Origin of the sequence: Cellulomonas sp. (assembly GCF_017744555.1) — a bacterium.
Classification (GTDB): Bacteria; Actinomycetota; Actinomycetes; order Actinomycetales; family Cellulomonadaceae; genus Cellulomonas.
Genome location: NZ_JAGIBD010000013.1, coordinates 100,736 through 115,333, shown reverse-complemented (window position 1 = coordinate 115,333; position 14,598 = coordinate 100,736). Strand labels below are relative to the sequence as shown.

The 14,598-nt window shown below is 73.5% G+C and carries 14 protein-coding genes and 1 tRNA gene; all 15 read left to right on the top strand.

The features are described 5' to 3' along the window. Positions 1-29: 29 nt before the first annotated feature. The 15 genes from J7523_RS10880 (at position 30) to J7523_RS10810 (ending at position 14,500) form a co-directional block, all read left to right on the top strand. Positions 30-983 carry a heme o synthase gene (locus J7523_RS10880; protein ID WP_291886125.1) on the top strand — a complete coding sequence of 318 codons (954 nt, stop codon included), beginning with the start codon at positions 30-32 and terminating at the stop codon, positions 981-983. A 16-nt stretch (positions 984-999) separates the two neighbouring features. After that, on the top strand, positions 1,000-1,956 hold the full coding sequence (locus J7523_RS10875; protein ID WP_291886124.1) for a site-specific tyrosine recombinase XerD: 957 nt from the start codon (positions 1,000-1,002) through the stop codon (positions 1,954-1,956). A gap of 76 nt (positions 1,957-2,032) precedes the next feature. Continuing rightward, entirely contained in the window at positions 2,033-2,899 is an 867-nt protein-coding gene (locus J7523_RS10870) for an AAA family ATPase (RefSeq protein ID WP_291886121.1), read from the top strand. Then, positions 2,883-3,836: a ScpA family protein gene (locus J7523_RS10865; RefSeq protein ID WP_291886118.1), complete on the top strand. Its 954-nt coding sequence runs from the start codon at positions 2,883-2,885 to the stop codon at positions 3,834-3,836. Before J7523_RS10870 ends, J7523_RS10865 begins: the two co-directional genes overlap by 17 nt. After that, complete coding sequence (scpB, locus tag J7523_RS10860) at positions 3,833-4,495, top strand: SMC-Scp complex subunit ScpB (protein ID WP_291886115.1); 663 nt, start codon at positions 3,833-3,835, stop codon at positions 4,493-4,495. The genes J7523_RS10865 and scpB overlap by 4 nt, the downstream gene beginning before the upstream one ends. Positions 4,496-4,965: 470 nt before the next feature. Further along, positions 4,966-5,700: a pseudouridine synthase gene (locus tag J7523_RS20610; protein ID WP_363266838.1), complete on the top strand. Its 735-nt coding sequence runs from the start codon at positions 4,966-4,968 to the stop codon at positions 5,698-5,700. Continuing rightward, positions 5,697-6,806 (top strand): prephenate dehydrogenase, encoded by a 1,110-nt coding sequence (locus J7523_RS10850; RefSeq protein ID WP_291886108.1) that lies wholly within the window; start codon positions 5,697-5,699, stop codon positions 6,804-6,806. Before J7523_RS20610 ends, J7523_RS10850 begins: the two co-directional genes overlap by 4 nt. Then, positions 6,788-7,519, top strand: coding sequence for a (d)CMP kinase (cmk, locus tag J7523_RS10845; protein WP_291886106.1), 732 nt, complete (start codon positions 6,788-6,790; stop codon positions 7,517-7,519). Before J7523_RS10850 ends, cmk begins: the two co-directional genes overlap by 19 nt. Continuing rightward, entirely contained in the window at positions 7,516-8,208 is a 693-nt protein-coding gene (locus J7523_RS10840; protein WP_291886103.1) for a lysophospholipid acyltransferase family protein, read from the top strand. The genes cmk and J7523_RS10840 overlap by 4 nt, the downstream gene beginning before the upstream one ends. A gap of 11 nt (positions 8,209-8,219) precedes the next feature. After that, positions 8,220-9,038 carry a class I SAM-dependent methyltransferase gene (locus J7523_RS10835; RefSeq protein WP_291886100.1) on the top strand — a complete coding sequence of 273 codons (819 nt, stop codon included), beginning with the start codon at positions 8,220-8,222 and terminating at the stop codon, positions 9,036-9,038. 56 nt (positions 9,039-9,094) lie between these two features. After that, complete coding sequence (gene der, locus J7523_RS10830) at positions 9,095-10,570, top strand: ribosome biogenesis GTPase Der (protein ID WP_291886098.1); 1,476 nt, start codon at positions 9,095-9,097, stop codon at positions 10,568-10,570. Positions 10,571-10,653: 83 nt separating this feature from the next. Beyond that, positions 10,654-10,727, top strand: a tRNA-Pro gene (locus J7523_RS10825). Between the two features lie 459 nt (positions 10,728-11,186). Beyond that, on the top strand, positions 11,187-12,056 hold the full coding sequence (locus tag J7523_RS10820) for a universal stress protein (RefSeq protein WP_291886095.1): 870 nt from the start codon (positions 11,187-11,189) through the stop codon (positions 12,054-12,056). A gap of 47 nt (positions 12,057-12,103) precedes the next feature. Beyond that, positions 12,104-13,024 carry a universal stress protein gene (locus J7523_RS10815; protein WP_291886093.1) on the top strand — a complete coding sequence of 307 codons (921 nt, stop codon included), beginning with the start codon at positions 12,104-12,106 and terminating at the stop codon, positions 13,022-13,024. Positions 13,025-13,117: 93 nt separating this feature from the next. Then, positions 13,118-14,500: an MBL fold metallo-hydrolase gene (locus J7523_RS10810; protein ID WP_291886090.1), complete on the top strand. Its 1,383-nt coding sequence runs from the start codon at positions 13,118-13,120 to the stop codon at positions 14,498-14,500. Positions 14,501-14,598 lie beyond the last annotated feature (98 nt).

The window sequence follows — 14,598 nt, the reverse complement described above, 5'->3', positions numbered from 1 at the left end:
CCCTGTCAGTCGACGACGCCGGAGCGTCGATGCTGCCGACCCCGGGGGCCAGGGCGACCGTGCAGCCGGCGCCGAAGACCAGCCCCTCTCCGTGGCGACGGGTGCTCGGCACGGTCGGGCCGTACGTCGCGCTGACGAAGCCGCGCGTCATCGAGCTGCTGCTGGTGACCACGGTGCCCACGATGATCCTCGCGGAGCGCGGCATGCCGAGCCTGTGGCTCGTGCTCGCCACGCTCGTGGGCGGCGCTGCGGCGGCCGGATCGGCCAACGTCCTCAACTGCTACATCGACCGTGACATCGACCAGGTCATGAACCGCACCAAGCGGCGGCCCATCGTGACCGGCGAGGTGACACCGCGGGCGGCGCTCGTGTTCGGGCTCGCGCTCGGTGTGGTCTCGCTCGCCTGGCTGTGGTTCCTCGTCAACCCCGCGTCGTCGATGCTGACGGCGCTCGCGATCCTCATCTACGTGGTCGGCTACACGATGATCCTCAAGCGGCGCACGCCGCAGAACATCGTGTGGGGCGGCGCCGCCGGCTGCATGCCGGTGCTGATCGGCTGGTCGGCCGTGACGGGTGGCGTCGGCTGGGCGGCCGTGCTGCTGTTCGGGGTCATCTTCTTCTGGACACCGCCGCACTACTGGCCGCTGTCGATGAAGTTCCGCGGCGACTACGCCCGGGCCGGCGTGCCGATGCTGCCGGTGGTCGCGAAGGACACCAAGGTCGCGCGCGAGATGATCCTCTACACGCTCGCGATGATCGCCTGCACGCTCCTGCTCGTGCCGGTCGCGCACATGACGTGGGTCTACGCGGTCCTGGCGACGGTCCTCGGCGTCTGGTTCCTGTGGTCGTGCATCGGCCTGCTGCGGCGCGCGAAGGACCCCGAGCACCCCAAGCTCAAGGCGATGAGCGTGTTCCACGCGTCGATCACGTACCTCACGCTGCTGTCGGTCGCGATCGCGGTCGACGTGTTCCTGCCGCTCTGACCCGCGGTCGGGTGCGATGGCCGGCGACGTGGAGCACCCCGACGGGCAGCTGCGCGGCGCCCTCGAGGGGTACCTGGCGCACCTGAGCGTCGAGCGCGGGCTGTCCGCCAACACCCTGGCCGCGTACCGCCGCGACCTCGAGCGGTACGTCGCGTTCCTCACCGGGCTCGGCCGGGCGGCCCCCGGAGACATCGCGGAACGGGACGTCGAGGACTTCGTCGTCGCGGTGCGCACGGGTGCGGACGACCGCGCGCCGCTGTCCGCCTCGTCGGCCGCCCGGGCGGTGGTCGCGGTCCGTGGCTGGCACCGCTTCCTGGTGCTGGACGGCGTCACGGCGGCGGACGCGGCCGGTGCGGTGCGGCCGCCGGCGCAGCCCAAGCGGCTGCCGAAGGCCATCTCCGTCGCGGACGTCGAGCGTCTGCTGGACGCCGCCGGGCTCGGCGACGGCCCCGTGCCGCTGCGCGACAGGGCACTGCTCGAGGTCGTCTACTCGACGGGGGCGCGCATCTCCGAGGCGGTCGGCCTCGCGGTCGACGACGTGGACCGCACGCCCGGCCGGTCGTCGGTGCGCCTGCTCGGCAAGGGCAGCAAGGAGCGCGTCGTGCCGCTCGGCTCGTTCGCGCTGGAGGCCCTCGAGGCGTACCTGGTCCGGTCGCGGCCGGTGCTGTCCGGCGCCGGCCGGGGCACGTCGGCGGTCTTCCTCAACACCCGCGGCAACCGGTTGAGCAGGCAGAGCGCCTGGGCGGTGCTCCGGACGGCCGCGAACCGCGCGGGCCTGGCGGGCGCCGACCACATCTCGCCGCACACGCTGCGGCACTCGTTCGCGACCCACCTCCTCGCCGGCGGGGCCGACGTGCGGGTGGTCCAGGAGCTGCTCGGCCACGCCTCCGTGACCACCACGCAGATCTACACGCTCGTGACGCCGGACACCCTGCGTGAGGTCTACGTCGCGGCGCACCCGCGCGCGCTCTGAGCACGATCGGGACGGTTCCGGCACACGCGGTCTGTCGCACCGTCGCAGCGCGTCCACCTCCGGTAGGTTGTCCCGCGTGGTGAGCCAGCAGACGACCGAACCGCAGCTCGACGCCGTCGGACGTCCGCTGCCCGAGTTCCCCGACCCGACGCCGCTGGCGTCACACGGTCCGGCCCGCGTCATCGCGATGTGCAACCAGAAGGGTGGCGTCGGCAAGACGACCACCACGATCAACCTCGGTGCTGCGCTCGCCGAGTACGGCCGCCGCGTCCTGGTCGTCGACTTCGACCCCCAGGGTGCCGCCTCCGTCGGCCTGGGCGTGAGCCCGCACGAGCTCGACCGCACCGTCTACAACCTGCTGATGGAGCGCGACGCCGACATCCACGCCGTCATCCGCTCCACCGACAACGCGAACCTCGACCTGCTCCCCGCGAACATCGACCTGTCCGCAGCCGAGGTGCAGCTCGTCGGCGAGGTCGCTCGCGAGACCGTGCTGGCCCGCGCGCTGCGTCCGGTGCTCGACGAGTACGACGTGATCCTCGTCGACTGCCAGCCGTCGCTCGGCCTGCTCACCGTGAACGCGCTGACGGCCGCGCACGGCGTGCTCATCCCGCTCGAGTGCGAGTTCTTCGCGCTGCGCGGTGTCGCGCTGCTCGTCGAGACCATCGAGAAGGTCCGCGACCGGCTCAACCCCCGCCTCGAGGTCGACGGCATCCTCGCGACCATGTACGACTCGCGCACGCTGCACGCCCGCGAGGTCGTGGCGCGTGTGCACGAGGCGTTCGGCGACACATTGCTGCAGACCGTGATCGGCCGCACGGTGAAGTTCCCGGACGCGACGGTCGCCGCCGAGCCGATCACCACGTACGCACCGACGCACAGCGGTGCGGCGGCCTACCGCCAGCTGGCCCGTGAGCTCGTCGCCCGTGGCGACGCCGCCTGACGAGCGCGCGGCCACGCCCGAGCACCCGGTCACCGTCGACGAGCCCGCTCCGGCGGGGACGCACGGCTTCGAGGTCCACCTCGACAACTTCAGCGGCCCGTTCGACCTGCTCCTCGGCCTGATCGCGAAGCACAAGCTCGACATCACGGAGGTCGCGCTCGCGCGCGTCACCGACGAGTTCATCGCGCACATCCGGGCCAAGGAGCACGAGTGGGACCTCGGGCAGGCCAGCGAGTTCCTCGTCGTCGCCGCGACCCTGCTCGACCTCAAAGCCGCGCGGCTGCTGCCGTCCGCCGAGGTCGAGGACGCGGAGGATCTCGAACTGCTCGAGGCGCGTGACCTGCTGTTCGCGCGGCTGCTGCAGTACCGGGCGTACAAGCGGGTCGCGTCCGACCTCGCCGAGCGGTTCGCGACCGAGGGTCGGCGGTACCCACGAGTCGTCGAGCTCGAGCCGCACCTCGCGGCCCTGCTGCCCGAGCTCGTCTGGCAGATCGGGCCCGACCAGCTTGCGGCGCTGGCTGCTCGCGCCACGCAGCCCAAGCCCGCTCCGCCCGGCGTCGACATCAGCCACCTGCACGCACCGCCCGTGAGCGTCCGCGAGCAGGCCGCGGTGCTCGTCGACCGGCTGCGGCACGGGGGAGCGACGTCGTTCCGGACGCTCACCGCGGACGCCGGCTCCACGATCGTCGTCGTCGCGCGGTTCCTCGCGCTGCTCGAGCTGTTCCGGGAGGGCGCGGTCGGGTTCGACCAGGTCACGCCGCTCGGGGAGCTCACGGTGCGCTGGACGGGGTCGGCGGAGGGTGAGATCGAGGTGTCCGACGACTTCGACCAGCTGGACACGACCGCGACGGGCCCGAACGAGCCCGACGCGCGCGAGGCCGGCGCCGACGCCCTCACGGGGGACGACAGCACGCCGCACGAGGGGAACGACGCATGACCGAGCACGACGAGGCGACCGACCCGGACGTCGAGGCCGACGCCGTCCCGCCACAGGCGGACGAGCTCGCGTTCGACGTCGACGACCTGCCCGGCGGTGCGCTCGCCGCGCTCGAGGCCGTGCTCATGGTCGCCGACGAGCCGATCCCGGCGCTGCGCCTCGCGACCGTCCTCGCGCTGCCCACGGCCCGCGTCGAGGCGCTGCTCGACGAGCTCGCCGCGGAGTACCGGGGTGAGCTCGGGGGCCGGCCGCGCGGGTTCGAGCTGCGTCGCGCGGGGGAGGGCTGGCGGATCTACTCGGCGTCGCCGTACGCGGACGTGGTCGGGCGGTTCGTCGTCGACGGTCAGACGGCGAGGCTCACGCAGGCGGCGCTCGAGACGCTCGCCGTGATCGCCTACCGGCAGCCGGTGACCCGGGGGCAGGTGTCGGCGGTGCGCGGCGTGAACGTCGACGGCGTCGTACGGACCCTGACGGCACGCGGGCTCGTCGCGGAGATCGGCACGGACCCGAGCAGTGGCGCCGTCCTGTACGCGACCACGGGATACTTCTTGGAGCGGATGGGCCTGTCCTCGTTGGACGAGCTGCCCCCGCTCGCGCCCTACCTCCCGGACATCGAGGGGCTCGAGGGCGTCGACCAGGCGATCGGAGACAGCAGATGAGCGCGCAGGACAGGCGCGGGGGCGCGGGCCAGGGCGGCAGCCAGGGCAGCGGACGTGGACGTGGCGCCGGAGGCTCGGGACAGCGCGGGTCGGGCCAGAGCGGGTCGGGCCAGAGCGGTGCCGGGCGGAGCGGTTCCGGTCGCGGCTCGGCCGGTGCGCGGTCAGGCGGCCAGGCCGGCGGTCGTCCGTCGGGCGGCGCGGGGCGCAGCGGCACCGGCGCGTCGCGCGGCGCTGCCGGGTCCGCCGGTGGTGCCTCACGGGGCGGTGCCGGGTCGACCGGCGCGAGCGCGCCGCGGGGCGGTGCCGGGTCCGCCGGGGCGGGCGCGTCGCGTGGCGGGTCGACGGGTGCCCGTGGCGCTGCGGCCCGTCGGGGTGGTGCGAGCGGCGGGTCCAAGGGCGCCGGCACGGCAGGACGCCCGCCCGGCCGGTCGCGTCCGCCGCAGCGGCCCGCGCCGCAGCCGACGATCGACGTGCACGACCCCGAGGGCGTCCGCCTGCAGAAGGTGCTCGCCGCGGCGGGGATGGGCTCGCGCCGGGCGTGCGAGGAGCTCATCGCGTCGGGTCGCGTGACGGTCGACGGCAGCCCGGTGCTCGAGCTCGGCGTCCGCGTCGACCCGCTGCACGCGGTCATCCACGTGGACGGCATGCGGGTGCAGCTCGACTCGTCGCTCATCACGATCGCGCTCAACAAGCCCAAGGGCGTCGTCTCGACGATGCACGACCCCGAAGGCCGTCCGTCGATCGGTCAGTACGTCGCGAACCGTGAGGAGCGGCTGTTCCACGTCGGGCGGCTCGACGCCGACACCGAGGGACTCATCCTCCTGACCAACGACGGTGACCTCGCGAACCGGCTGTCGCACCCGTCGCACGGCGTCGCGAAGACCTACCTGGCCCACCTCGAGGGCAAGGTGCCGCCCTCGCTCGCCGGCCGGCTGCTGAAGGGCATCGAGCTGGAGGACGGGCCCGTCGTGCTGGACCGGTTCAACGTCGTGCAGCTCACGCCGCAGGCGAGCCTCGTCGAGGTCACCTTGCACGAGGGCCGCAACCGCATCGTGCGGCGGCTGTTCGACGAGGTCGGGTACCCCGTCTCGCGCCTGGTCCGCACTGCGATCGGCCCGATCCGGCTGGGTGACCTCAAGCCGGGCCGCACGCGCGGGCTGTCGAAGACGGAGGTCGGCTCGCTCATGACCCAGGCGGGGATGTGACGCTCGCGACGCAGGGGACCGTGCGGGTCGTCGGGACCGGGCTGCTCGGCGCGTCCGTCGGCCTCGGACTCACCACCCGCGGGGGCGACGTCGTGCTGCACGACCCGTCACGCACCGCGCTCGCCCTGGCCCGTGACGTCGGTGCCGGCCGTCCCGCCTCGCCCGAGGACTCGGACCCGGCACTCGTCGTGGTCGCGGCGCCGCCGGACGTCACGGCGGACGTCGTGCTCGCCGAGCTCGAGGCCCACCCGGACGCTGTCGTGACCGACGTCGCCAGCGTCAAGGGCCACGTGCTGGCCGAGCTGCGGGCCGCGGGTGCCGACCTCTCGCGGTACGTGGGCTCCCACCCGATGGCGGGGCGCGAGCGCTCCGGTCCGTCCGCGGCGGTGCCGGACCTGTTCCTCGGGCGGCCCTGGGTCATCACCGACTCCGGGTCGTCACGGCCCGACGCGATCCTCGCGGTGCGCGCGCTCGCCGTCGACCTGGGTGCCGTCCCGGTGTCGATGGACGCCGACGCGCACGACGCCGCCGTCGCCGTCGTCTCGCACGTGCCGCAGGTCGCCGCGAGCCTCGTCGCCGCGCGGCTGCGGGGCGTCGACGAGACAGCCCTGGGCCTCGCGGGTCAGGGCCTGCGCGACGTGACGCGCCTCGCGGCGTCGGACCCTGCGCTGTGGACGTCGATCCTCGCCGCGAACGCCGGCGCGGTGCGGCAGGTGCTGGCCGACCTGCGGACCGACCTCGACGCCGTGATCGGCGCGCTGACCAGTGCCGATGCGGCGACGGGGCCGGAGACGGTCGAGCTCGGCGCGCTCGCGACGATCGCCCAGGCGGTTGCCGACGGCAACGCCGGCGTCGCCCGGATCCCCGGCAAGCACGGCGGCGTGCAGCGCGTCTACCGTGTGGTCACGGTGCTCGTCCCGGACGCCCCCGGCGAGCTCGCGCGGCTGCTGACCGACGTGGGGGAGGCGGGCGTCAACCTGGAGGACCTGCAGCTGGAGCACGCCGCAGGTCGGCCGGTCGGCATGGCGGGCATCTCGGTGCTGCCCGGCAGCGTCGAGCACCTCGAGGCGGAGCTGACGGCCCGCGGATGGAGACTGGTGAGTTGAGCACGGCAGTTCCCGCCCTGGTCGTGGCGATCGACGGACCCTCGGGGTCCGGCAAGTCGAGCGTCTCGCGCGCCGTCGCGAAGGCCCTCGGGCTCGCGTTCCTCGACACGGGGGCGACCTACCGGGCGGCGACCTGGTGGTGCCTCGAGCAGGGGATCGCGCTGGACGACACCGCCGCCGTCGCGGACGCCGTCCGGGCGATGCCGCTCGTCCTCGGCGTCGACCCGTCGAACCCCACGGTCAGCGTCGGGGGGACCGACATCGGTGCGGCCATCCGGGAGACCGCGATCTCCGCGGCTGTGAGCGCCGTCGCGACGAACCTCGAGGTCCGGGCCGAGCTCGGCCGGCTGCAGCGTGCGGCGATCGACGCGGAGCGCGACCCGTCGTCCTGGTCGGGCGGCCGCGGGGTCGTCGCGGAGGGCCGGGACATCACGACCGTCGTGGCTCCCGACGCCGACGTGCGGGTGTTGCTCACCGCGAGCGAGGAGGCCCGCCTCGCTCGTCGGGCACGGGACGTGCACGGCTCCGACGACGCGGCCGCCGTCGAGGCCACGCGCGACCAGGTGCTGCGCCGCGACGCCGACGACTCGACCGTCGTGCAGTTCCACGTGGCCGCGGACGGCGTCGTCACGGTGGACTCGTCCCACCTCGACTTCGACCAGACCGTGCAGGTCGTGCTCGACGTCGTCGCGTCGGAGGTCGCCCGCGCATGAGCGCCCACTCGCCGCGCGTCCCCGGTCCGGCCGGGCCGGCGTGGTCGCGGTGGGTCGGGCGGTTCCTCGCACGGGTCGTGTGGGACGCCGATGTCGTCGGGGCGGACCGGGTGCCGGTTGACGGGCCCGTGCTGCTCGCGGCCAACCACACCGGTGTCGTCGACGGTCCCGTGCTGCTCGGCGTCGCGCCCCGGCCGGCGCACATCCTCGTCAAGGAGGAGATGTTCACCGGGCCGGTCGGCTGGGTGCTGCAGGCCGCCGGGCAGATCCCCGTCGACCGGGAGGGCGGACGGGCGGCGCTCGTCTCCGCCCTCGGCGTGCTCAAGCGCGGCGGGTGCGTCGGGGTCTTCCCCGAGGGGAACCGGGGACGCGGTGACGCGACGAGCGCCCGGGCAGGCGTCGCGTGGCTCGCGCTCAACGGGCACGCGCCCGTCGTGCCTGTCGCGGTGCTCGGCACGCGGCGCACCGGCGAGTCCGTCGGGCACGTGCCTGGGCTGCGCCGGCGGCTGGCGATCGAGTTCGGGGAGCCTCTCGTCCTGGAGCGTGCCGCGGGAACGTCGGGCCGGGCCGCGCTCGTCGACGCGAACGAGTCGATCCGGGTCGCGCTGGCGGACCTCGTCGACCGGGCTTCCGCTCGCACGGGGCTGGTGCTGCCGGCCGACGACCCGAACCGCGAACGGACCCGCTGAGGGGGAGCGAGATGACGTGGGAGTGGGACCCGACCCTGTTCGCAGGCAGCGCGCAGCACTATCCACGTGGCCGGATGCCCTACCCGGCGCGGCTCGCGTCCGTGCTGCAGGATGCGCTCGGGCTCGACGGCACCGGCCGGCTCCTCGACGTCGGGTGCGGACCGGGGTCCTTGACGGCGCTGCTCGCGCCGCTGCACGCCTCGTCGGTCGGGATCGACGCCGACCCGGACATGCTCGCCGAGGCGGCGCGTTCGTCGGGTGCGCCGCGAGTCGTGTGGCGTGCGCTGCGCGCGGAGGACCTGCCCGCCGACCTCGGGCTGTTCCGGACCGTGACGTTCGCGCAGTCGTTCCACTGGATGCGGCAGGAGGAGGTCGCGGACGCCGTGCGGGGGATGCTCGACGAGCACGGCGCCTGGGTGCACGTGGCGTCGATGACGCACCGCGGCGTCGACGGCGACGACCCGCTGCCGCACCCGCGGCCTCCATGGACCCGGCTCGACGCGCTGGTCGCGACCTACCTCGGGCCCGTACGACGCGCAGGTCAGGGCACGCTGCCCGGCGGTACGCGCAGCGGCGAGGACGACGTCATGCGCGCCGCCGGTTACGCCGGTCCGGAACGCCTCGTCGTGTCGGGCGGCGACGCGGTGCCACGCAGCGCCGACGACGTCCTCGCGTCGCTCCTGTCGATGTCCAGCTCCGCGCCGCACTTGTTCGGCGACCGCCTGGGGGCCTTCGCGGCCGACGTGCGGGCGGTGCTGCTCGACGTCGCTCCTGACGGGATGTTCAGCGAGCGGACGCACGACGTCGAGGTCGCCGTCTGGCGGCCGTGACCCGGCTCTCGGCCTCGTCGTCGCGGCCCGGTCGCCGCGCAGGGGACAATGGGGGCATGACCGAGACCGATCCCGCCCTGGTGCTGCCCGACGAGACCGGTGACGCCGACCGCGAGCGGGCGCTGCGCGCCGGGCTCACGGAGTACGAGCTCGAGGACGAGGACCTCGCGCTCCTGCACGCCGAGGACGTCGGTGAGCTCGGCGAGGAGCCCGTGGTCGTCCTTCCCGTGCTCGCCGTTGTCGGGCGCCCGAACGTCGGCAAGTCGACGCTCGTCAACCGCATCATCGGCCGCCGCGAGGCGGTCGTCGAGGACAAGCCGGGTGTCACCCGCGACCGCGTGAGCTACCCCGCCGACTGGTCCGGGCGCCGCTTCACGCTCGTCGACACCGGCGGCTGGGAGGTCGACGTCGCGGGGATCGACGCGCGCGTCGCCCAGCAGGCCGAGGTCGCCGTCTCGCTCGCCGACGCCGTGATCTTCGTCGTCGACGCCACCGTCGGCGTCACCGAGACCGACACGCAGGTCGTCCGCCTGCTGCGCCGCTCGGGCAAGCCTGTCGTGCTGTGCGCCAACAAGGTCGACGGGCCCGCCGGCGAGGCCGACGCCGCCGCCCTCTGGTCGCTCGGACTCGGCGAGCCGTTCCCCGTCTCCGCCCTGCACGGCCGCGGCACCGGCGACCTGCTCGACGCCGCGATGGACGCCCTGCCGCTCGTCTCCGCGCACGGCCACGCCATCCCCGACGGGCCCCGCCGCGTCGCGCTCGTCGGCCGGCCCAACGTCGGCAAGTCGTCGCTGCTCAACAAGGTGCTCGGCGCCGACCGCGTCGTCGTCGACTCCGTCGCCGGCACGACGCGTGACCCGGTGGACGAGCTCGTCGCGCTCAAGGGCAAGCCGTGGGTGTTCGTCGACACCGCCGGCATCCGCCGCCGCGTCCACCAGACGTCCGGCGCCGACTTCTACGCGTCGCTGCGGACCCAGGCCGCGATCGAGAAGGCCGAGGTCGCCGTCGTCCTCATCGACGCCTCGACGAAGATGACCGAGCAGGACACCCGCGTCATCTCACAGGTCGTCGACGCGGGTCGCGCCCTCGTCATCGCGTACAACAAGTGGGACCTCATGGACGAGGACCGCCGCCCGTTCCTGGAGCGCGAGATCGAGCAGGACCTCGTCCAGGTGCAGTGGGCGCCGCGCGTCAACATCTCCGCCCGCACCGGGTGGCACACCGACCGGCTCGTGCCCGCCCTCGAGCGGTCGCTCGAGTCGTGGGACACCCGCATCTCCACCGGACGCCTCAACGCGTTCCTCGGTGAGCTCGTCGCCGCCCACCCGCACCCCCTGCGCGGCGGGAAGCAGCCGCGCATCCTGTTCGCCACCCAGGCGTCCACCCGGCCGCCCCGGTTCGTCATCTTCACCACCGGGTTCCTCGACCCCGGCTACCGCCGGTACATCGAGCGCCGGCTCCGCGAGACGTTCGGGTTCGAGGGGACGCCCATCTCGATCTCCGTGCGCGTGCGGGAGAAGCGGAAGCGCTGAGCGTGTGCGGCTCGCCGGTCGGTATCGATGACGGGACCGGGTCGCTGGTGGGGTAGAGTTTCCGAGGCTCCTGCGGGGGCCATCGGGCTGTGGCGCAGCTTGGTAGCGCACTTGACTGGGGGTCAAGGGGTCGCAGGTTCAAATCCTGTCAGCCCGACGCATCAGGCCTGGTGAGACGGTGTCTCACCAGGCCTGAGTCTTGATCGTCGCAGGTTGAGCCCACGTCTTGCCCCACGCTTTCGACGAGCGATGGTCGCCTCGCACGACGCGACAAGCCACGCCAGCCGCAGCAGTGCGGCCGCGATGTCGCGGGCGCCTCGCGGATCCGCGAGAGGTCGTAGGTTCAAATCGTGGCAGCCCGGCGTGCGCCCGTCGAGATTGCTCGATCCTCACCCAGGACCGACCAGCACGTCGCCGCGCGAGCCTCACCGTGCCGATGCCTCGTGGCCGGCGCTGGGCGGCGATGCTCGTGCGACGCAAGACGTCGACGGCCCACGAGCAGCATCGGCAACCAGGGACTGAGGTCCCGGGACGGGCAGCGCCCCGCAGGACGACGCTGGAGTCAAGCGGTGCGTTTCCGGCAGAGGGCCGTTCCGGCAGCCCGAGGAGGCGAGTCATGCGTACCGACGGACCTGTGGTCGTTGCATTGGACGGCGCGCCACACAGCTCGGAGACACTCCAGTGGGCCGCCGACGAAGCGGTCCGACGGTCCGCGGACCTGCTGATCGTCCGCGCGATCGATGAGACCTGGCGGCTCGCGCCGTGGGCCTGGTACCCGACGCTCGTCGACAGCACGAGCGTCGAGGCCGAACTCGCCGACGACCTTGCCGACCGGGCGGCTCGCGTCGTCGACCACCACCCGCACCTGACCGTGCGCACGCACGTGATGCACGGCCGGACCGTGCCTGCGCTGAGGGCGCTGAGCGGCGGGGCGCAGCTGCTCGTCGTGGGTGCACCAACGCGGTCGCGTCCCTCTCGCACGGGCTCGTTGGCTCTCCACGTCGCCGCACACGCCAGTTGTCCCGTGGCGGCCGTCCGTTCGGACCCGAACCTCACCGCGTCACCGGAGCCGGCTGTGGTCGTCGGTGTCGACGGGTCGCTGGGGTCGCTCGCCGCCGCTCGCCTCGCCGCGGGCGAAGCTGCGATGCGCGACGGCCGCCTCCGCGTGGTGCACGCGCGTCCGACCGGGCCCCACCTCGGCGGAGCGCTGCCGCTCGCGACAGACGACCCGGACGACCCTGCTGACAAGGGTGCGCTCGTCGTCGTCGAGTCGCTTCAGGACGAGCACCGCGACCTCACGATCGAGCTCGCGCTGGTCGACGACGACGCAGCAGACGCGCTGGTCGAGCTCGGTGCAGGTAACGCCTTGCTCGTCGTGGGATCCCGGGGTCTGGGCACCTTCATCGGCATGCTGCTCGGCTCTGTCAGCAGCGCGGTGATCCGCGAGGCGACGGTTCCCGTCCTCGTGGCACGCGACCACGGCTGACGGGCGGCTGATCGGCGGCCGGTCGTGCGGAGAGCGAGGAGGCACTCATGCGTGCCGACGGACCCGTGGTGATCGCACTGAGCGGATCACCCGGCAGCGCCCATACGCTCGAGTGGGGCGCGGCCGAGGCGGCGCGTCGATCGGCACGCGTCAGACTCGTCCGCACGATCGATGACGCGTGGCAGGTCACGCCGTGGAGCTGGTACCCGCCGGAGTGGGGCAAGGACGTGGATCCCGACGCGGCACCGTACATCGCGGACCAGGAGGCAACGCTGCGGAAGCGGCTGCCGAGGCTCGCCGTCGAGTCGCGCATCATCCACGGGCAGACCGTGCCGTGCCTGCACGAGCAGAGCGTGGAGGCCCAGCTGCTCGTCGTCGGTGCGCGGCCGCGCACAGGTCGAGCACGGACGGGGTCGACCGGTGTCCACGTCGCCGCGCACGCCTGCTGCCCTGTCGCGGTGATCCGGCCCTGGAGGACGGGCGAGCCGGATCCGGACACCACCCCGCCGGCGAGCCCCGACGAGGTCGTGGTCGTGGGCGTGGACGGCTCGCCCGCCTCGATCGCCGCGGCCCGGGTCGCCGCTCGGGAGGCCGCCATGCGATCGCTGCCGATGACGATCGTCCACGTCCGCCCGACGATCGCGGACCCCTACGGATACGGGCCCCGACCACCTGTCTCGACCGCCGGCGGGGACGACCCCAGCCATCGGGCAGTGGCCACGATCGCGGACGCGTTGCGTGCCGAGAACCTGCTCCTCGACGTCCGTCTCGTGCTGACCGACGACGACCCGGCGGACGCGCTGGTGCGGCTCGCCCATCGCGCCGCACTGCTGGTCGTCGGCTCGCGCGGGCTGGGCACGTTCCAGGGCATGCTGCTCGGGTCGGTCAGCTCCGCCGTGATCAGGGAGAGCAGCTGCCCCGTGCTGGTGGTGCACGACGACGGGTCGGCGGGGCCAATGCGAACGTGATGCTCGAGGGGACCTCCGGCCCTACGGCTCCACATACGCGACCGAGCACGCTGGAGGCATCGACGTACGGTGCGCCGACCCGGACGGAGGGTCATGGACGAGCAGCAGAGTGTCCTCAGCTTCCTGGGAGCGGCCGGGACGGTCACAGGGAGCGCCCACCTGGTGGAGCGGGCCGGTGGCCGGATCCTCGTGGATTGTGGTCTCTATCAGGGCGAGCGCCGGTGGCGACGCCTCAACTGGGAACCGTTCGCGGTCGCGCCTGAGAGCATCGACGCGGTCGTCATCACGCATGCGCACCTGGACCACTGCGGGTACCTGCCGGTCCTCGTGCGTGACGGGTTCGCGGGGCCGGTCTGGCTCACCGAGTCGACGGCCGCACTGGCGGCGATCGTGCTGCGGGACAGCGGGCACCTCAACGAACGGGAAGCGCAGTTCGCTCGAGCCGGCGGCTACTCCCGGCACGACCCGCCCCTGCCGCTGTACACCCTTGCCGACGCCGAGCGGGCCGTCGCGCGGTTCCGACCGGTCGGCTACGGCGACGACGTGGAGATCGCCGACGGGATACGGGCCGTGCTGTCTCCCGCCGGTCACGTCCTGGGCTCCGCAGCCGTCCAGGTGCAGGCGGGGGCGTCGCGCGTGCTGTTCTCCGGCGATCTCGGCCGACCAGCGCACCCGGTTCTGGCGCCGCGAGCTGCCCCCCTCGACGCACGCACCGTCGTGATCGAGTCGACGTACGGCGACCGCGTGCACTCACCGAGTGGCTCCCACCACGCCGAGCTGGCCGCCAGCGTCCGCCGGACCCTTGCTCGCGGCGGCTCCGTCCTCCTCGCCGCGTTCGCGATCGACCGGACGGTGCTCGTCCTCATGGAGCTCGCCGAGCTCATGCGCACCGGTGCGATCCCTGCCGTCCCCGTCGTGGCGGACAGCCCGATGGCACTGGCGGCGCTGGACGTCTACCGAGCGGCAGCGACGCGCGGTGAGCTGCGACCGGGCATCGGCCCCGACCTCGTCGACCTGCCGACGTTGCGCCTGGCCCGGACTCCCGAGGAGTCGATGGCGCTCAACGAGCCGGGGGCGCCGTGCATCGTCGTCTCGGCGTCCGGCATGGCCTCCGGCGGACGGGTGGTCCACCACCTGCGTCACTGGCTGCCGGACCGCCTGAGCTGCGTCGTCCTGACCGGCTTCCAGGCGCCAGGCACGCGTGGCCGAGCCCTGGTCGACGGCGCGCGCGAGGTCAAGATCCAAGGACGCTACGTGCCGGTGCGCGCGGAGGTGATCCAGGACGAGGGGTTCTCGGTCCACGCGGACGCCGACGAGCTGCTCGACTGGCTGCGGGCGATGCCTCGGCCGCCTGCGTCCGTGTACGTCGTGCACGGTGAGGAACACGCTGCGCTGGCGCTGGCGGACCGCGTCCGGCAGGAGCTGGACTGCGCGGTCACCGTCCCACGCCGCGGCGAGAAGGTGCTGCTGGACTGACCGGAGCGCGCAGCGGCGACAACGGTCCCGTGATGCGGACCTCGACGGGGACACCGTCGCCTTCTCAAGGCTGCGGTGCTCGTCCGTCGGTGGGCATC